Source organism: Thermogemmatispora carboxidivorans (assembly GCF_000702505.1).
GTDB lineage: Bacteria > Chloroflexota > Ktedonobacteria > Ktedonobacterales > Ktedonobacteraceae > Thermogemmatispora > Thermogemmatispora carboxidivorans.
In genome coordinates this window covers 789,655-809,023 of record NZ_JNIM01000001.1, presented here as the reverse complement: position 1 = coordinate 809,023, position 19,369 = coordinate 789,655, and the positions used below count along the sequence as shown (strand labels likewise).

The 19,369-nt window shown below is 58.8% G+C and carries 15 protein-coding genes; 8 read left to right on the top strand and 7 right to left on the bottom strand.

Annotation, left to right across the window (positions count from 1 at the left end):
- The first annotated feature begins 36 nt into the window (after positions 1-36).
- The 3 genes from N688_RS03115 (at position 37) to N688_RS03105 (ending at position 3,537) form a co-directional block, all read left to right on the top strand.
- The gene (locus N688_RS03115; protein ID WP_081838456.1) at positions 37-714 is read left to right on the top strand and encodes an ABC transporter permease; all 678 of its coding nucleotides are present in this window, start codon (positions 37-39) and stop codon (positions 712-714) included.
- Between the two features lie 126 nt (positions 715-840).
- Entirely contained in the window at positions 841-1,791 is a 951-nt protein-coding gene (locus tag N688_RS03110) for a glycine betaine ABC transporter substrate-binding protein (protein WP_052887921.1), read from the top strand.
- Positions 1,792-2,259: 468 nt separating this feature from the next.
- A complete protein-coding gene (locus N688_RS03105; RefSeq protein ID WP_052887920.1) occupies positions 2,260-3,537 on the top strand; it encodes a glycosyltransferase 87 family protein in 1,278 nt (425 codons plus the stop codon).
- Between the two features lie 123 nt (positions 3,538-3,660).
- Here N688_RS03105 and N688_RS03100 read toward each other — a convergent pair whose 3' ends face one another.
- Entirely contained in the window at positions 3,661-3,888 is a 228-nt protein-coding gene (locus N688_RS03100) for a hypothetical protein (protein WP_052887919.1), read from the bottom strand.
- Between the two features lie 523 nt (positions 3,889-4,411).
- On the opposite strand from N688_RS03100, the gene N688_RS03095 reads away from it, so the two are divergent.
- Positions 4,412-5,311, top strand: coding sequence for a DNA-methyltransferase (locus N688_RS03095; RefSeq protein WP_052891347.1), 900 nt, complete (start codon positions 4,412-4,414; stop codon positions 5,309-5,311).
- Positions 5,312-5,493: 182 nt separating this feature from the next.
- On the opposite strand, the gene N688_RS03090 is transcribed toward N688_RS03095, so the two are convergent.
- Entirely contained in the window at positions 5,494-6,396 is a 903-nt protein-coding gene (locus N688_RS03090; RefSeq protein WP_156025268.1) for a GNAT family N-acetyltransferase, read from the bottom strand.
- Positions 6,397-6,725: 329 nt separating this feature from the next.
- Positions 6,726-7,871 (bottom strand): acyl-CoA dehydrogenase family protein, encoded by a 1,146-nt coding sequence (locus N688_RS03085; protein WP_052887917.1) that lies wholly within the window; start codon positions 7,869-7,871, stop codon positions 6,726-6,728.
- 135 nt (positions 7,872-8,006) lie between these two features.
- On the opposite strand from N688_RS03085, the gene N688_RS03080 reads away from it, so the two are divergent.
- Positions 8,007-9,293, top strand: a complete 1,287-nt coding sequence (locus N688_RS03080) for an alkaline phosphatase family protein (RefSeq protein WP_052887916.1) — start codon at positions 8,007-8,009, stop codon at positions 9,291-9,293.
- Between the two features lie 125 nt (positions 9,294-9,418).
- On the opposite strand, the gene N688_RS03075 is transcribed toward N688_RS03080, so the two are convergent.
- Positions 9,419-12,169: an ABC transporter permease gene (locus N688_RS03075; RefSeq protein WP_052887915.1), complete on the bottom strand. Its 2,751-nt coding sequence runs from the start codon at positions 12,167-12,169 to the stop codon at positions 9,419-9,421.
- Complete coding sequence (locus tag N688_RS03070) at positions 12,166-12,963, bottom strand: ABC transporter ATP-binding protein (RefSeq protein ID WP_081838453.1); 798 nt, start codon at positions 12,961-12,963, stop codon at positions 12,166-12,168. Before N688_RS03070 ends, N688_RS03075 begins: the two co-directional genes overlap by 4 nt.
- A 653-nt stretch (positions 12,964-13,616) precedes the next feature.
- Here N688_RS03070 and secD point away from each other — a divergent pair.
- From secD to N688_RS03055, 3 genes are all read left to right on the top strand, one after another.
- Positions 13,617-14,993 carry a protein translocase subunit SecD gene (gene secD, locus N688_RS03065; RefSeq protein WP_052887914.1) on the top strand — a complete coding sequence of 459 codons (1,377 nt, stop codon included), beginning with the start codon at positions 13,617-13,619 and terminating at the stop codon, positions 14,991-14,993.
- A 12-nt stretch (positions 14,994-15,005) separates the two neighbouring features.
- A complete protein-coding gene (secF, locus tag N688_RS03060; protein ID WP_052887913.1) occupies positions 15,006-16,619 on the top strand; it encodes a protein translocase subunit SecF in 1,614 nt (537 codons plus the stop codon).
- Between the two features lie 195 nt (positions 16,620-16,814).
- Complete coding sequence (locus tag N688_RS03055) at positions 16,815-17,759, top strand: VOC family protein (protein WP_052887912.1); 945 nt, start codon at positions 16,815-16,817, stop codon at positions 17,757-17,759.
- A gap of 140 nt (positions 17,760-17,899) precedes the next feature.
- On the opposite strand, the gene N688_RS03050 is transcribed toward N688_RS03055, so the two are convergent.
- Together N688_RS03050 and N688_RS23710 are read right to left on the bottom strand one after the other, a co-directional pair.
- Positions 17,900-18,541, bottom strand: coding sequence for an HD domain-containing protein (locus N688_RS03050; RefSeq protein ID WP_052887911.1), 642 nt, complete (start codon positions 18,539-18,541; stop codon positions 17,900-17,902).
- 162 nt (positions 18,542-18,703) lie between these two features.
- Complete coding sequence (locus N688_RS23710) at positions 18,704-19,363, bottom strand: CHAD domain-containing protein (protein ID WP_081838451.1); 660 nt, start codon at positions 19,361-19,363, stop codon at positions 18,704-18,706.
- Positions 19,364-19,369 lie beyond the last annotated feature (6 nt).

Here is a 19,369-nt window from a genome sequence, read left to right as displayed (position 1 = left end):
GCCTGCTGGCGAAGCCTTGAAGGGAGGAGACCCCCCATGCTGCTTATCCAATTGTGGCAGTTCATTCTTGACCCGGCTAATACCTTCTGGGACCACACGCTCGCTTACCTGCAGGTCTGCGCCGTCTCTGTAGCCCTGGCGACTGTGCTCGGCATTGTCATTGGGGTAGCCGTGGTTCGCAGCCCTCTGCTGTCGTTCGTGGCCGTCAATCTCAGTGGTCTGATGCGTGCCATTCCCATTATCGCTTTCCTAGCCGCCGCTCTCCCTTATCTGGGAGTGGGCTTTAAGCCGACAATTGTCGCCCTGACGCTGCTGGGGATTCCGCCGATCCTGCTGAATACCTATACCGGTATTCGCAGCATCGAGCCGGCAATCATCGATGCCGCGCGCGGCATGGGCCTCAATACGCGACAGATCTTGCTGCGCATTCAGGTGCCGCTGGTGTTACCCATCGTGGCAGCCGGTGTACGCACTTCGGCGGTTCAGATTGTGGCAACGGCCACGCTGGCTGCCATTATCGGCGCCGGCGGCTATGGCGAGTATATTGTAAATGGCCTCTACGAGTTTAAGACGGTCCAGATTCTCGCTGGCGCCCTGCCTGTGGCCCTGCTGGCGATGCTGGTTGAGCTACTGATGGGCTGGCTCCAGCGCGCCCTAACGCCCGCCGGCTTGCGGGTCCAGGAGACGGCTTTGAGTGAGGCTGTGCGGGCTTGAAGATCAAGCGGGAGTGAGGGCCAGATCGGTTCCTTCTGCTATTCTCTGACTCTTCATTCTTGCTCGATGGCTATACTGAGAGTGGAGTCCGCCTGTCCTATTTTGGATCTTATGAGGAGAAAGTCTATGCGTTCTGTTGCCTTGCTAGCGCGTCTGCGCGCACTGCTTCTGCTGTCTGTGGTAGGGATCAGCCTGCTCACCCTGGCCGCCTGTGGTGGCTCTTCCAGCTCGGGGAGCAGTTCCTCCCCCAATAGTCAGATTACGCTGACGGTCGGCGGCAAGCTCGATGTCGAGGCTCAGCTCTTGACCAAGATGTATACCCTCCTGCTGCGCCACGCCGGCTTCAAAGTGATTGAGAAGCCAGCTCTTGGCACCAACGATGTGGTCTTTAACGCTATCACGAGCGGAGCCATCGATCTCTATCCCGAATTTACAGCGACGGGCCTGCAGCGTTTGGGCTTGCAGACAACACACGATCCGCAGAAAGACTATGAGCTGGTGAAGCAGGGCTTCGAGAGCAAGTATAAGATTGTCTGGCTGGACGTGGCGCCGCTCAATGATACCTACGGGATCTGTGCCCCCAAGATGGCCGCCGCGCCTTTGCAGATTACGAAGCTCTCCCAGCTTCCAGCGGCAGTCGCCTCACAGCTGACGGTCGCGGCCCCAACCGATGGTCAGGAGCCGCTACAGACGATGGAGTCGATCTATGGCATCCATTTCAAAAAGGTCATCGTCATGGATGAGGCGCTGACCTTTAACGCCGTAAAGCAGAATCAGGCGCAGCTGAATGTCTGCTATACGACAAGCGCCCTCATCGATCAGAATGGCTTTGTGCTGCTGCAAGACGATAAGAACGCCTTCCCAATTTATAACCCGGCCCCCATCGTGCGCGAGGATACGCTGAAGAAGGCTCCCGCCATTGCTACAGCCCTGAATCCGCTGGCCCCCAAGCTCACAACCGAGGTCAGCGTCGATCTGCAGCGCCAGGTAACCCAGGCCGTCAATAGCGGGACGCCTCGCTCCCAGGCGATTACGCAGGTGGCAACGAATTGGCTGAAGAGCGTTGGCCTACTCTAGACACGCTCCGCCCACCTGCTTTACGCACGACGTATCTGCGCCTTAGCTGACAGGCTGCTGCCCACCTTTTTCGGCTTCCGCTCAAGGGGCAGCAGCCTTGCTGCTTTTAGCTGAGGCCGATTGGTTCACAGCTAGAGACGCTCCGGCCCTGCCGCTGGTTCTCCTCTCCCGCAACCTCTGATAGGGCCCAACCAGCGGAGGAGCCAGGCGCTCTCTGTGTTATTATAGATACGACCGCCCGAAGGCCGTGGCCAGGACGGCCCCGCTCTTAATTCTCACTGATCACTCTGGGAGGCAGCGATGGCACGGTTGGCGAGAGAGGCCGAGCAGCCAGCAACGCGCAGGCCAGCAGCGTTCCCCCTGCTTCCAAATCGACGCCTTGCCCTGTTATCTCTATTATTGCTTCTACAGATTCTTTTGCAAATACCTCTATTGATTAATCCTCCGAATACAAGTAGTCCTGCTCCTTTGATCAATACGTTTGTCTGGCACTGGCTGCTGACCTTTCTTCCGTATCTGCTGGCCTGTCTGGTTGTGCTGACTAGCCCGCCGCTCTCAGGTCGCGCGCGCATCGTTGAGCTTGGACTGCTCCTCGGCGGGGCCTTACTGCTCCGCCTGATGCTGCTGCCCATCCCCCCAGTGCTTTCGCCAGATGCCTGGCGTTACCTGTGGGACGCGCGCGTGACGCTGTTGGGCTACAGTCCCTATGTTTATGCTCCAGGCGATCCCCATTTCATCCACCTGCGCGATTTTGTCTTTGCCAACAGCCGCTATCGCAATGTGCCAACGCTCTATCCGCCCGGGGCCCAGCTCTTCTTTCTGGTCAGCTACTTGCTGGCTCCCAGCAACCTGACAGTTTTGAAGGCGATCTTTGTGGGCTGCGACTGGCTGACTTGTGCGGTCCTGGCCTGGCTGCTGTATCGGAGGGGGAAGGATGGAGGGCCTTGTGTGCTCTACGCCTGGTGTCCGCTGCCAGTGGTGGAGTTCGCCATTCAGGGCCACGTCGATGCGCCAGCGGTGTTTCTGACTCTCCTGACCTTGCTCGCCGCCGGGCACGCTGGGCATACCAATCCTCGCAGGCGGGCTGGGACTGGGTTTCTGTTGGGCCTGGCGACGCTGGTACGCCTTTACCCTGCCCTGCTGCTGCTGGCCATCGCCCGGCGCCGCGACTGGCTGCTGGTGCTGGTCTGGGCCGTGACTCTAGTCGCTGGATATCTGCCGTATCTGATTCTGGGGCAGGGCCAGCTGCTGAGTCCTTTTGAGAGCTATGCCGGCAGCTACACCCCGAACGCAGGCTTGCCGCAGCAACTGAGCCACTGGCTGGCCCTGCATACCTCTCTGAATCCGGTCTTGTTGCATTGGCAGGAGGAGGGCTTGACTGGCGCAATCATGGGGGGGACAACGGTCATAGTGCTCTGGCTGCGCTGGCGCCAGCAAGTCGCCGAGGAAGCCGCGGCGCTCTTGCTGATCAGTGCCTTGTTTGCCGTGTCAGCCCATATTTTCCCCTGGTATACGACCGTGCTGATCCCACTGGCCACGCTGCTCCTGACCGCCAGCGAAAGCAAGCTGGGATTGGGAAGACCTATAGCTTTCTGGGCCTGGTATTTTGCTTGCACGACTCCGCTGGCTTACTTTTTCATGTATGAACGCGACTGGACACTCTACTATGCGCTGGTCTATTGGCCTCCGCTCCTCGGGCTGACACTGGCAATAGCGCTGAGCCTGTATCGTCGCGTCCGTAAGTAGAGGTCGCCTGGTAAGAGGCGCTGCGTCATTGCCGCGCCTCTGTGCCGCTCAGGGACAGGTTTGCCTTTCTCCGACTGCGTCACCGCAGGTCTGCCGCCTGTCAGAGTAGAGGACAGCCTCTTGTCAAGACGTCCTCTCATCATGACATTGGCGACGATAGAGGTAGATATAGCGCTCTCGAGTACTATACCTCACAGGACGAGCATGGTCGATGGGAAGGAACCAGGAGCCTCGCCGCTGCCATTCGGGGCTGCCAGGACCATCGCGGCTATCCGCGCCCCAGAGGAAGGCGGCTACACCGAGGAGGGCGATCAGTAAGATCAAGAATAAGAGGAGAAGTATGCCAGTCATGCCAGGTACCTCCTGAATGGGGACAGGCCATGTGCCAACCAACGTACTTGGATCGACGGCGACCGTGCGCAGCGGTAGCTAGCAGCTGCCTTGCTGACCGGGGAGAGCTTCGATGAACGACCTGGTCTAGCTATATCCCGCCCGCTCATGTTGCCATCATTGTTCTTCCTTTCCTAGAAACAACCATAGAGGAAAGATGGTTGCGTAACCACAGCCAATCTACAGCTTTTCACAGGAATCAATGTGAGCCAATCGCGTGATCTCCGACGGCGTGGCTCTGTCGGTCGCTCCATGCGCCCGTAGCCCTCCTTGCCCCTGGCTATTTGATCAGGAAGCCCTGGGAAAGGCTCACCCCATACTAGTTCCCAGAGGGCGGTGCATGGTATCATAGCTGTAGTAAATACATGATCCCTCATCAGGAGAGCATCGTCAGCCCGAGGGATGAGAGAGGTGGTTGTCCGTGGCTTTTAGAGCGCGAGCCCAGAAAGGGGAGCGAGAACTACCGAGCTTTTTTGGAGAACCTGTGAGACGAGGCATTGTGTACGAGCCGCCTGCAGCTCACAGGGAGGAACCTTACGTATTCTACCGTCATCCTCATGGGGAGATTTGGGTCGGAGATGCTATTGCCTGGCTGCGCTCGCTGGAAAGTGAGTCCGTCGATCTCATCTTTGCCGACCCGCCTTACAATATCAAAAAAGCTGAATGGGATAGCTTTGAATCACAGCAGGCATACGTGGACTGGTCCTTACAGTGGATCGAGCAGGCTGCGCGTGTGCTGAAGCCAACAGGTACCCTCTATATCTGCGGTTACTCCGAGATTCTGGCTGACCTGCGCCTGCCCGCTTCCCGCTATTTCCAAGGCTGCCGCTGGCTTGTCTGGCATTACAAGAACAAAGCGAATCTTGGTAGAGACTGGGGACGCTCGCATGAAAGCATCCTCCATTTCCGCAAGACGCGGCAATTCACGTTTAATATCGATGCGGTACGCATCCCCTACGGCAACCATACCCTGAAGTACCCCGAGCATCCACAAGCTGCAAGTAGCCAGTATGGACGAGGCCACCCGCATCTCTGGCAACCACATCCACACGGAGCCAAGCCACGCGATGTCTTGGAGATCCCCACGACCTGCAACGGCATGCACGAGAAAACTCCTCATCCAACACAAAAGCCTGAAGAGCTGCTGCGCAAAATAGTGCTCGCCTCGTCCAACCCAGGTGATCTAATTCTTGACCCCTTCATCGGCTCCGGCACCACCGCTGTCGTCGCCGAGCAGCTCAAGCGTCGCTGGAAGGGCTGCGATATATCCGTCGAGTACTGTCACTGGGCAGTTGAACGCCTCGAGCTTGTCGAGGACTGGCCGATAGAGAGGTGGATTTTATATGACCAGGAGAACGCCAGGTGCAGACAGTCAATCAGATGATCATAGCCGCCTTTAAAAAGAAATCATTTCCTCGTTTACAGCTATCTCCTGACACGCCTGGAAGGAGTCTACTCTGTAGACTATCGGCCTGAACTGGGCGCAGACCAGAGACTCCAGGGGCAAGTCAAGTCCTTTCAGGACCTGCTCTTTCACGACGTATGGCTGTTACTGAACCAGCCCGATCAGCCAACTGGCACCTCGTAATAATCAAAGGTGGTGGTGATCTCGAAGCCACAGGAGCGGTAGAGCGCCAGCGCACCTTCGTTGGTGGTATCCACCTCTAGCGCAATCCGGCGCGGGCGCTGGCGAAGGATATGCTCAACCGTCCAGGCCAGCGTCTGGCGTCCATAGCCCTTACCCTGGTATTCGGGCAACATGCAGAAGCCATAGATGAAAGCCTCTTCTTCGTCATCGATATAACGGATCAGCCCAACAACCTCGCCAGCCACCTCCGTGACTAGCGTCACCCGCCGCGGGCCGGTAATGTCGCGCGTCGTCTCCGCCAAGAGCGCTCTATCCTCCGCCATATCAAAAGCGCGCGCCGTAATGTGCGTCAGTAACGGCGCCTCATCCGCCCTGGCCGGGCGAATCCGCACCCCATCCTGTCGCTCCACCTGGAGGGGAGCACTCTCCAACCCACGGACCATGCGATACTCGGAGTTGTGATAGTGTGCCTTCACTGCCTGGGCAAAGCCCTGGGCCCCCGGCGAGCTGCGATCAAAAAAGAGCAGAATCCGCGGCACACCACGAGACCTCAGCTCCTGATTGGCCAGGCGGAAAAGCAGCGAAAAGATGCCCTGGCGACGTCTGTCAGGATGAACCATACCTGTTAGCTCAGCCTCGCGCGGATTGAAACTATAGAGCGCCAGATAACCGAGCAGCTGGCCATCCTCATAGTAGAGAAAGTCGTTAGTCACCTGCCCCGAGCGCGAACGCAACATCTCCCAGAGCAAGCGCACCTCAATTCCTTCGCGCTCATGGCATAAGGCCGCCAGCGCGGCAATCTCCTGCAGCTCCTCAGCCGCCAGCGTGCGCTTACGCATCAAACCATGTTTCTGCATTTCTTGCTGGTCCAATCTAGTCAAGACATTTTTGGGGATTCCTTGCAGCCCGGCCCGTATCTACTCAATATCTTTGCGCAAGGGGGGAGAAAGCGCGCCTGCCACCAGCCTCTCTGCCCAACAAACAAGGCCAAACTGCCTGCAGCAGTGAGAGGCTATAGATGGCAAGCGCAGCGCTTCTCTCCATCTATCGCATCTGTTCGCTGCCGTTTGTCACCGCTCTATACATTGCCATAGCGCCAGCTCCCCTGTCAATCAACGGCCTTGGTACCCTGGCGACCTCCTCTGGTGAACTGCAAGCTGTGAGGCCAGCAGGCCACGCAGACAAGCGCGCGCCCTTGCCGCACCACAGCCTAGCGCAGACCCAGCAACTCGCGTGCAATGATCAGCTGGCGAATCTCAGTTGTCCCGGCCCCGATCTCTGCCAGGCGCGCATCGCGCCACATGCGCTCGACCTCGAAGTCGGTAGTGTATCCCCAGCCGCCATGAATCTGGAGCGCCTCGTTTGCCGCTCGCCACTGGGCCCGTGCTGTAAAGAGCAGGGCCGCTGCTGCCTCCTTGCTGACGCGCTGTCCCTGCTGTGCCAGCCACAAGGCTCGGTGGGCCAGCAGCCTGGCTGCCTCCAGATCGGTATACATATCAGCCAGCTTGGCCTGAATGAGTTGAAAGTTAGCAATGGGCTGTCCGAATTGCTGACGCTCACGAGCGTACTTCAGCGAAAGCTCTAGCGCGGCCTCGATCCCGCCCACAATGCTGACAGCGAAGAAGGCCCGCTCTAGATCAAGGCCGCTCATCACCACTCGATAGCCTTCGTCGACCCGGCCTAACACGTTTTCCGCCGGCACAAAGGCCTCCTCAAAGACCAGCTCCCCCGTGGGAGAGCCGTGCATGCCGACCTTCTCGATCTTGCGCGCCACATGGTAGCCTGGCGTCTTGGTCTCGAAGAGGAAGGCAGTAATGCCACGACTACCCGCCTCTGGTTTGGTTTTGGCATAGACAATGAGAAGATCGGCGATCGGGCCATTGGTGATAAAGACCTTCGTACCGTTCAGCACGAACCCTCCATCCACGGCGCGCGCCGTTGTACGAATCCCCATAGCATCAGAGCCAGCGTCAGGCTCGGTCAGGGCCAGCCCGCCGATCATCTCGGCTGCTGCGAGCTTGGGAAGATAGCGCTGCTTCTGCTCTTCCGTTCCATTGCGCAAAATATTATGGGCGCAGAGGTTCAGATGGGCCCCAAATGACATGGCGATGCCCCCATTGGCCCGCCCAATGGCTCGCGCTACCAGAGCCGCCATCAAGAAGTCGCCGCCACTGCCACCATAACTCTCGGGAATGCCTATCCCGGTATAGCCCTGGTCTGCCAGCTTTTGCCAGAGCCAGCGCGGGAAATCATCGCTGCGCTCAAGCTCTGCCGTCAGAGGCTTGATCTCGCGAAGCGCAAACTGCAGAGCGCTTTCATAGGCCAGTCGGTGCTCTTCAGGGAGTTCGAAGTCCATCTTTGGCTTGATCCTTTCTCTCAGCGGGAACAGACTGCGCCTGCGTGCCCTATCTTTTGGGTGGCGAGTTACGTATACTCTATTATATGACGCATCAGGTCAGCATCGACCCCCTCCCTGGAAAGCGAAACGATCATGCTAAATACAGCTTCCGTGCAGGCAGTTGAGAAGGCCCACTTCTCGCACGCATTCATCAGGCCACTCTACGACTCCTACTGCTTCGCCAATCTTCCTGACACCATTCTGACCTTGCTGACGGGCGCCGGTGAAAGCCCCTTGCCCCGCGATGTTTTCGGAGCACTGCCCCAGCGCTATCGGCAGGTGATCCTCTTCTTTATCGATGGCTTTGGCTGGCGCTTTCTGCAGCGTTACGCCGAGCGTCATCCGCTGCTTCGCCAGGCCCTCGACGAGGGCACGCTCTCGCTGCTTACTTCGCAGTTCCCGTCGACCACGGCAGCCCACACTACAACAATTCACACTGGCCTGGAGGTAGGTCAGAGCGGCATCTACGAATGGACCTACTACGAGCCACTGGTCGATGAGGTGATCGCGCCTCTGCTCTTCTCATACGCGGGCACATTCACACGCGACACGCTGACACAGTGCGGCCTACCGCCCTCGGCCTTTTACCCGCAACAGACGCTCTACGAGACGCTGGGAAGCTACGGCGTGCAAAGCACGATCTTCCAGCACCGTTCCTATACCCCGTCGACGTTCTCTAACGTGGTCTTCCGAGGAGCACGTGTCTGCGCCTTCGACACACTCTCCCAGGCGCTTGATGAACTAAGTGAGCAGCTCCTCTCGGCGCAGGCCAACGAGACGACACCCGCCTACTATCTGCTCTACTTCGACGGGATCGACTCCACCGGTCACCGCTTCGGTCCTGACTCCCCAGAGTTTGAGGAGGCAATTGCCCAATTCTGGAGCGTCCTGGAAAGGCATTTCTACCAACCGCTACACGGCAAGCTCGCTGAGACGCTCCTGATGTTCACCGCCGATCACGGCATGGTGCCCGTGCAACCCGAAACCACCTTTTATCTGAATCTGCAGCTACCGGAACTGGTGCCTCTGCTCCACACGACCCGTCAGGGCCGCCCGCTGGTCGCCGCAGGCTCGGCACGCGATATGTTCCTCTACGTGAGAGACGAAGCCCTGGACGAGGCTCTCGCCCTCCTGAGACAGGCCCTGGCCGGACGAGCAGAGGTCCATCGGACGCAGGACCTGATCGCCGCTCGCTTCTTTGGGCGCCAGGCTCCCAGCGAGGCCTTTCTGAGGCGTGTGGGCAATGTTGTGCTCCTACCGTATGAGGGGGAAAGTGTCTGGTGGTTTGAAAAAGGACGCTTCGAGATGCGCTTTCGGGGCCACCACGGCGGCCTGACCCCGGCAGAGATGCAGATCCCCTTGCTGCTCCTGCCGCTTTGAGATGAAGCTCAAGTGCCTGTCCCTTGAGAGGCCCAGAAGCGAGGGGAGCCTGTCCCTGGGGCTCCCCTCTCCTTCCTTCCATCGAGTGCACTGCTTGCTTGTTTGCTTGCACAGATGGCGCGCCCTCACTCGTAGCGCAGGACCTCCAGCGGGCGCACGCGCACCGCCCCCCAGGCCACAAAGGCCGCTACCATCATTGCGAGGACTGCCGCCCCGACAATCAGCGCCAGAACGATCACCTCACTGGTACCCAGATTGAAATTGAAGACGAAGTGACCAAGCAGGCTAAGAGCCAGGCTAACCAGGAGCATAGCAAGGAAGGCCCCGACCCCAGCGACGGTGCCGTTTTCAAGCAGAACCTCACCCAGGATCGAACGGCTGGTATAGCCCACCGCCTTGAGAATACCGAGCTCGCGCCGCCGCTCGAGCATGGCCAGACCAACGGCGTTGGCAATGATGACAATCCCCGCAAAGAGCGAGAGCGAGGCGATGGCGCTCAGCGTCAGAATGATATAGCTCAGGAACTGGTTGACATAGTCGCCCAGGTTCGCCAGATTGGCGACCGAGATAGCCCCAGCAATAGCCTGCATACGATCGAGGGCCTTGTCTAGCTGGGCCGGATCGATCTTCAGGTAGTAGATGTTGGTCGCCTGATCGCCAGGACTGAGAGTCCGCACCAGACTCAACGGCGCGAGCATCCCCCCAGCGGTGAGAACCCCTGGCTGCGGACGGTAGATGCCCACCACCGTCACCGTACGGGTAACTTTGCCGTCCTGGCTGACCAGAGTAAGTTTACTGCCGAGCTGCAGATGACCCTTCAGAGGAGCAAGCTCAAGAGTAGCCTGCGGCAAGAGCACGTTATCGCTGCCAACATCCGCCGCATTAAGGTTGCGCCCCTGGACGATGGAGACCCCCTGAGATGGAGCCTGCCCATGTGCCAGATCATAGCCCTCTAGCTCTCCCAGATACAGGAGTGCGACTTGATTCTCCAAGCTGTTTGGCGATGGATTTCCCGTCTGGCGCAGCAGCGTCTGCAGCGGCACCCCGTCGATCGCTAGCGGCAAGCAGGAAGTCAACACCTGGTGCTCTCGCCGCTGAATACCAGGAACACTGCTCCACTGTGCCTCTAACAGCTGAGCCTGGCGATCATTCGTGGTAGCAATCACATTGAACGAGACGACCTGCGCCAGCGACGTATTAATGGCATCACGCAGATCCTGCCCCAGAATCAGAATCAGGCCAATCGTGAAGATACCCACGAACAAGGCCAACATCGTCGTAGTGGTACGGGCCCGCTGACGCCCGATATTACGCAAGGCCATCTTGATATTGGCCTTCCAGGTAGCGGGCAAGAAGACCGTTGCCAGCCCGGCGACAGCCGCCAGCAAGAGCAGCGAGCCGAAGATAGGCAGGACAAAGGTGATCAAGCCGGCAATCACCAGAGCCACAACGATCAAAGCCAGAAAACCAACACTCAGCCGCTCTGGAACCGGCAGCAGACTAATGACAATGACCGCCAGAACAAAGAAGAGACTAAGCAGCCCCAGAAAGATGAACGTGCTATAGACGACCCCAATCCCTAGCACAACATCGTTGTTGAGCACAACGATGGCCATGCCACAGAAGAGCAGCGAGAGCAACAAGAGCAGACCCGCTGTCAGGGCATAGCTGCCAGGACGCCAGCCCTCTGGCAGCTCGCGGATCACGCTCAGCGGGCGGATATTGGCCGCTTGAACGATCGGCAATAAACCGAAGATGAGGGCCGTCCCTAGACCGATCAGCACCCCACCGCCGAGGATGAGCGGGTCGAAGCTGACCGGCAGGTTGAACATAAAGAGCTGCCTGATCAGGTTGCGCGCCAACAGGCTCACACCCAGACCGATGGCCGAGCCAATCACTCCCCCAACGAGACCAAGCAGACCGGCCTCCAGGCCAAAGAGCAGGTAGAGATCGCGTCGCCGATAGCCAGTCGTCTTGAGCATGGCAATCTCGGTACGCCGTCGCAGAAGGAGCACCTGCATGGTGTGGACAATACCAACGCCTCCAATGAGCAAGGCCAGCAGCCCAGCAACCTCCAGGAACTTGCGGATATAGTCAACCTGGTGCTCATTAGCCTTCAAAGCATCCGCCACCGTCTGCACTGAGGCATAATAGTACTGGTTTTGAATTTCCTTGACAACACGATCGGTCCGCGACTGATCGTTATTTGTCGATATATAAATGTTCTCATAAAGCAATGGCAGATCAGGGGCGGCTGCCTGATAGGTACTTGCGGACAGGTACATTCTCGCGCCTCCCAGGGAGGCTATACCCTCATTGGCGATGACGCCCGCAATAGTGACATGGAAAGAGCGCGCAGTCGGCTCAGCAGAGCTGGCATAGATGGTCAGGCTATCCCCAACCTTGTAATGATACCGATCAAGAAAGTTCTTGGTGACCACCACCTGCTGCCCCTGGACCAGGCGCGTGAAGCTGCCATCAGACGGTTGCAGAAAGGTAGGAGAGGAAACTACGGGATAGGTCTGAGGGTCAATCACGAGAAGCTGGAAGCTGTCACCCACGCTCGCCGAGAGCGTCGTTGAGGCCTGTGCTGCAATCACTGGAGTATAGGCGCTGATCTCCCCCTGCTTTTTGAGGCGCTCAAAGAAGGCCAGATCCTTGCTATTGAACGGCTGAACATAGGTAGAGACAGCCACATCACCACCGTTGGCCTCACGCACATTGCTGGTCAAAGCCAGATTGATCATCTGGCCAACCAGTTCCAGCGAGACAATGGCCAGCACCCCTACCGCAATACACAGGATAGCCAGCACGCTGCGCTGTCCCCCCCTGAGCAGCGAACGCCAGGCATACTTGACGTAGAGCGAGGCTTTCATGAACGGATCGCCTCCCCCCTGAGCCCTTCGATCGCAGCAATGCGACCGTCCACGATCCGAATGGAACGATCGGCGTGGTTAGCCACTGTCGCATCATGTGTAGCGATAATAAAGGTTTTACCGGTGGTATGACGCAGGTAAGCGATCAGCTGCAACAGCTTCTCGCCGTTGGCGGCATCCAGATTGCCGGTTGGCTCGTCCGCGATCACAATCGGAGGATCAGTCGCGAGCGCGCGGGCAATGGCAACACGCTGCTGCTCGCCTCCCGAAAGCTGCGTCGGTCGATGATTGAGCCGGTGAGAGAGGCCAACCAGCTCCAGGAGTTCGCGCGCCCGGGACGCCGGCGACCCTTTGTGTTTGCCAACATAGAGGGGAATTTCGACGTTCTCTTGGGCCGTGAGAGTAGGGATCAGATTAAAGGCTTGAAAGACCATACCGATTTTCTGGTTGCGCACAGCGGCCAGTTTGCCCTCGCTCATACGTGTGACATCAACACCGTCAATGATGACCCGTCCACTGGTGGGATTGTCCAGGCCCGCGATGATCCCCAGTAACGTACTCTTGCCCGACCCTGAAGGTCCCACGATGGCCACAAATTCCCCTTGCTGCACGCCGAAACTGATACCGCGCAGAATCTCGATGCGCTCGTGGCCAAGCGGCAGGCTGCGCGTTACCCCCTCAACCTGGAGGATGGTCTTCCCTGGGACTGGCTGCTTCTGTTCATCTCCTCCTGCTGTCACACTATGAGATTCGAGTTGGCCAGCGCTCTTATCGCCTTGCACTCTTTCTTCCATCGTCGTGATCTCTCCTTCTTTCCCGATTACATCTGGCAAGTGGCCGCGCGCTCCGTCCCCTTACCCCTCTCCCATATGGGATGATACCCCTACAGTGGAAAGAGGGTAGCCCCTTGCTCGTTCGGCAAGATCTGCCGATCCTCCGATGGGCTATAACAATAAGTTATAGCCTTCGCATTTATAACATACTGTTATCTGATCTGTCAAGAGGAGAACAGTTCTCTCCTTAGGAGAACGTAGCGCTTGCCCCTGGCTCAAACTTGATCCGCTCAAAGCCAGGCGTGGAGGCGTGGAAGCGCCAAGAACCGCAGGCGCGCCAGTCTGAGAGTCCGGGATAGGCAAGCATCATCAACTATGCTATACTGCACAGGAACTCATCGGACGGCCTTGACAGAGGAAACAGCGAGCAACTGTAAGGAATCGAACAACAGCGACCGCCTACGCGCATCAGCGGCCCGTCCCGCCCAGCCCATACGTGACGTCGTTGGTTGCGGCGCGTTCTGGCAGGCGCTGGTCAAACCCAATACACATCTCTTTTCCTGCGTTTCTTTCCCAGGATCTTAGCAGCGTAGGCAGGACGGCAAGGAGAGCCAGCGCCTGCGCGAGCGGATGAGGGAGAGAGCCGGGGAGAGAGCGAGGAGAACGTAGACGCTATGCGTAGAGGAACAGCCCTACTCCTCCTGCTGATCGTCATCCTGGGGGCCTGCGCGGCCTACATTGACTGGCCCACTACGCCAGGTATCCACATTCTGGGGATTAACCATGACTTCAAGGTCAATCTGGGACTGGATCTGCAGGGAGGCGTCCGCGCCTTATTGGTGCCTGCTAATTCCAACGAGCAGGTAACCGACGAGACGATTCAGGCAGCCCGCAATCTGATCGAGCAGCGCGTCAATGGCGGCCTGGGCGTCTCAGAGCCAAGCATTCGCGTGCAGCAGAACGGCAATCAATACAGCATTTCAGTGGAGCTGCCGGGCTTTAACACGGGCAATCAGACCCAGGCTCTGCAGACGCTGCTGCAGGCGGGCAACCTCGAATTCTGGGATACTGGCTCGACGCCGCTCACCGAGAATAGCGCCTTCGATCCCAGCCAATACACCAGCACCAACCCCGGCGGCAAGCCCTGGTTTACTGGCAAGGATCTTGATCCCAGCCAGATCGGCGTGAGCACGGACTCGTCAGGCCAGCTGCAGATCAACTTTGCTATGAAGGGTGATGCCGTCTCGAAATTCGGCCAGTTCACCCAGCAGCATATCGGCGACTATCTGACCGTCACCCTCGACCGCAAGGTGATCCAGTCAGCCGTTATTCAGAGCGCTATCAACGGCCCAGGGGTCATTACCGGTCGCTTCACCCTCCAGGAGGCTCAGTCTATCGCGACAGTCCTGCGCTACGGAGCCTTGCCCATCGCGCTAAAGATCGCGAGCCTGGAGACCGTCGGTCCCACGCTGGGCACCGACTCGATTCAGAAGAGCCTGATCGCTGGCGCCATCGGCCTCAGCATGGTCGTGCTCTTCATGCTGCTCTACTACCGCCTCCCCGGGCTGCTGGCCGATCTGGCCCTGGCGCTCTATGCCGGACTCACGTTCGCGGTCTTTAAGCTCATCGGTGTCACGCTCACTCTGGCCGGAATTGCCGGCTTCATTCTCTCAATCGGTATGGCAGTGGACGCCAATGTCTTGATCTTTGAGCGCGTCAAGGAAGAGCTACGTGCCGGTCGCTTACTGGCGGCGGCCATCGATGCCGGCTGGAAGCGGGCCTGGCCGTCAATTCGCGACTCTAACTTCTCTACGATCATTACGTGCCTGGTGCTCTTCTTCTTCGGCAATACCTTCGGCGCAACGATCATCAGCGGTTTCGCCACTACGCTCATCCTGGGCGTGCTGATCAGCATGTTCACGGCTATCACGGTCACACGCACCTTCTTGAACGTGCTGGTGCCGACAGGCGTCATCAACCACCCCGCTCTCTTCGGTCTGCCCGCCGGCTCGATCGCGGCGGCCACTGGAGGACGGCGTAGCTCGCTGTAAGAGGAGGATGCTGTGTTCAGGCTCGTTGAAAAGCGCTATCTCTTCCTGGCGCTCTCACTGTTAGTGATTATCCCTGGTGCCATCTCTTTGATCTTCAAAGGGCTGAACGTTGGCATCGACTTCGCCGGCGGCTCTTCGCTCAGCCTGCGGCCAGAAAAGCAGTTGACCATCACAACCGTACGGAACCTGCTCCGTCCTTTCCCACTCAAGGATGTGCAGGTCCAGCTCGGCAGCGATCAGACGCTGGCCGGCAAGGGAACGGTCTGGGTGCGCTTGAATACGACCATCGATAGTACGGTTCAAGACGCCATCAAGAAGGATCTGCAGACGCTCTATAAGAGCACCAGTCTGGGAATTACCTTCGATGATCTGGTCTACAGCGGAAAGAAGGTCACGTTTGTTACGGTGACGAACTTCCCCAAAGGGGTTACTCCCAAGGTGGAGGATATTCGCAAGGCTCTGAGCAAGCTGCCCAATACTACCGATACGACCAAGGCCGCTTCCAGTAGTGCCTCGTCGTCTTCGGCCACACCTACAGCGACCTCGGGACCTTCGGTCGCTCGTACGCCTACTCCGACGGCCAGCTCCCAGACCAAGGCGACGGCAACTGCTGCCGCTCAGGCCACCGCTCAAGCCAAGGCGACGGCAACTGCTGCCGCTCAGGCCACCGCTCAAGCCAAGGCGACGGCAACTGCTGCCGCTCAGGCCACCGCTACGGCCCAGGCAAAGCAGGTGACTCCTACGGCTACGGCTACGGCCACAGCCACCGCTACCGCTACGGCCACCGCTACCGCTACGCCGTCAAGTAGCTCCAGCAGTAACCCGGCCAATATTCCGGTCAAAGTGATGGACATCCGCCAGGGGACGACGACCCAGACGATCAATATTCTGACGGTGACCCCCCTGGATGCGAATCTGCAGGCCGGGATCGAGAGCGCCTTTATTAACCAGGGCAATACCTACGTTCAGTTGCTCCAGACGGCCACTGTTCAGGGTTCAGTGGCAGCAGATACACAGCGCAACGCTATTCTGGCGGTTGCCGCTGCCTCGATCCTGATCCTGCTCTATATCTGGTTCGCCTTCCGCAAGGTGCCGCGCCCCTGGCGCTATGGTGTCTGTGCCGTGCTCGCTCTGGTACACGACGCGCTGGTGGTGCTGGGAGTCTCTTCAATCCTGGGCTGGACCATCGGCTTTCAGGTTGACGCACTCTTCATCACCGCCCTGCTCACGGTAATCGGCTTCTCTGTTCACGATACCATCGTGGTATTTGACCGCATCCGTGAGAATATGCAGCGGCGCACCGTCGAAACGTTCGAGGAGGTGGTGAATGCCAGTCTGGTCCAGACGATGGCCCGTTCTCTGAATACTTCGCTGACGGTGCTCTTCACGCTGGCCGCCCTCACGCTCTTCGGCGGGGTCTCAATTCGGCCTTTCACGGGGACGCTGCTGCTCGGGATCTTCAGCGGTACCTATTCGTCAATCTTTAATGCCAGCATGCTGCTGGTGATCTGGGAGAAGGGCGAGCTTGGTCTGAGCTGGCTACGAGCACGCTTCGGCGGTGCAGGCGCTACCGCTTCAGGTGGACGCCGCGCTCGCGAGCGCGAGCTGACTTCGACCCGTGGTTAACTCGCTGCCAGGCCTCCAGAGCAGCTGCCAGCTGCCCGGTGCAAGGTTTCCGGCTTGGAAGAGCTACAACAGCTCGCCCGGCATGCTGCAGGTTTAGGCGAGCGAGACGGCCAGCTCGCCAGCGAGTGAGAAAGGATGAAAAGGACCAGCGACTCTTCAGGTCTATCCTGAATGGGTAAGAGGTGGAGAACGGTTATGCTCACCGGGATTGACCATGTGATCCTCGGAGTCAAGGATCTGGAGAGGGCCAGTGCTCTCTTCACTGAGCAGCTGGGCTTGACCGTCTCTGGCGGCGGGCGCCATCCCGCCGCCGGGACAGCGAATCGTATTATTGTGATCGGCGACACTTACCTGGAGCTGATTACGGTCGTGGCGCCGGATGAGGCCCAGCCCAGCATGTTGGAGCACCTCGCCAAGGGAGAGGGCTACTGGAACTTTGCTCTGGCTTCTGATGCGATTGAAACGGATTGCCAGCAGATGCGTGCGCGCGGGGTACCCGTGTTAGGTCCGACTCGCGGAGAGCTACGGGCCGCCGATGATCGCTCTCGCTCGTGGTTGCGCGCCGATATTGAGCGCCCCGACCTGGCCCAGCACTATCCCTTTCTCATCCAGCACGACAGCAGTGGGGAGGAGCGCCGTTTCCGCCTGGCTGGCTGGCGCCAACCACCATCTCATCCTTTGGGAGCGGTGCGCGTCTCCAGCGTGACGATTGCAGTGGCTGATCTGGACGAGGGCCGGCAACGTTTCAGCCAGATTTATGGGCTGGAGGCCTCTCCCCCCTATACAGGCGAGGCCGACCGCTGGGAAGCCCTCCTGGTGGCTTTCCCCCTGGGCAATGGTTTCCAGAGCTTCGAGCTGGCAGCTCCTCTGCCGCTGGTCAGCACTGGAAATGCATCTGCCGACCCGCTCCCTGGCCTGGGCCAGTTTTTGCCAGAGCCAGGGAGTATGGCGCATTTTCTCCAGACGGTGGGTGAGAACCTCTGTCGAATGACGCTAGAGGTCTCTGATCTGCAAGCGGCTCAGCGCTATCTCGATCAGCACGGCGTCACCTACCTGCTCCAGGAGCAGCCCCAGCCAGTCCTCTGGATTCACCCAGACTTTGCCTGCGGCGCTGCCATTGTGCTGCACCAACTCGCCTGAGTGCCCAAAAGGCGGGCCAACAGACAGATCAATGGTGAGGAGTAGCTCTAGAGCAGTGGAGTAGACGCGAGAAGCGGCGGAACGGGCGCGGCACCAGGCCGGACGGCGGTCCGGCGGGGTTATCCATTGCGGCTTTCTCCTCACTCCGCCGCTGCAATGTGAAAGCGCAGCTTTCGCTTGAAGACTTTCTCGAACAGGTCGGCTTTCTCGTGAGCCTGTTCCAGCTCTTCGTCAAGATCAGCCAGGGGGCGCGTCCAGAGTTGTATGGTCCAGCGCTCCCGGGTGCACTCCTCGGGTACGCTGGCCAGACGCAAAACACGAGCATCGTGGTTGTAGTCGAGGGCATCGGCAATGCGTAAGAGAGCTGCAAGCATGGAGACGCGCTTGCGCGCCGAGCGGCTCATGACTGCATATTCTTCGTGAGCCAGACTCGGCAAGGCTCGCCGATGATAGCGCGCAATGCAGGCAATTTCGTGCCGTTCCTCATCGGTAAAGTCAGGGAGTGGGGTCTCCTTGATGAGGCGGAAGGAATGTTTGTGGTGACGCCGCTCTTCAACGAGCATCCCTGTGTTGTGTAAGAGGGCCGCCCGCTCTAGCAGGCGCTGCGCCTTGTCGTCAAGCCCATGCAACGGTTCCGTGGCTACAAAGAGCTGCAAGGAGAGACGGGCCACATGGCGGGCATGGGGCCAGTCTTCGACCTGCAATCCCCCACTGAGCTGCAACTCTTCGGGTGTGGGCTGAGGGAGTTGCCACCACTCTAATTGATCTTCTATGGAATGCATGCGGTATACCCACCTTTATACGCCACGCTCTTCAAGAGACCATGCTCTGTAGCATAGTTTTAACCTGGCGTTTACTGTCCCTTTACCTGTTCTTATTGTACACCAGATTGACGAAGACTGCTGTGCAGAGAGGCAGCAAATTGCGAATGCAACCGGGCTACGCTAGCGCTGTAAGAGGGCTTGCAGCTCTTGTCGGAAGTGGCGAGCTTCAAGCGCCTGCCAATGTTGACGGAAGGTAAGGAAATGTCTCTCACGCTCTTCCAGAAGACGCGGCAGCAGGTGACGCAGACCCTCCTGCACTGCGAGCGGCGGCTCCCCTAGAGCCGGTAGCAGAGATATGGCCTCAGCAGCCTCGCCAGGGGCGCTGCGCCCGCTCTCGGTCAGTATCCCTTTGAGTAAGGCAATAAGAACATCGTGATCGTGGAGTCTCCCCAGCTCTTCTTGCAGCTGCTCCAGCTCTGCCAGCACAGGCTGACATTCCTCCGGCAAAACCTCCTGGAATAGCTCCAGGGTGTAGCGGAGCCGCTTGACGGCAATGCGTAGGTGGTGCTGGCGCCGCGTGTCGTGTGAATCCTCCGCCGCCTGGCTCCAGCCATAGAGTTCCTCCAAGCGTTGCAGGGCGATCAGACGGGCATTGTGGGCGGCAGGCGCGCAGGGATCAAGACCTTTGACAGGTTGGGCTTTGGCCATTCTTAACACTCCTCTTCTGCAAAGCAGGCCAGCAGCTGCGTGCGTAGCGCCTCGCCATCTAGCTCGTGCAGATGCTCCTCTAGAGCGGAGATCTGCTGACCTCGCTGCTCTTCCAGCACGGCCAGCAGCCACAGGAGG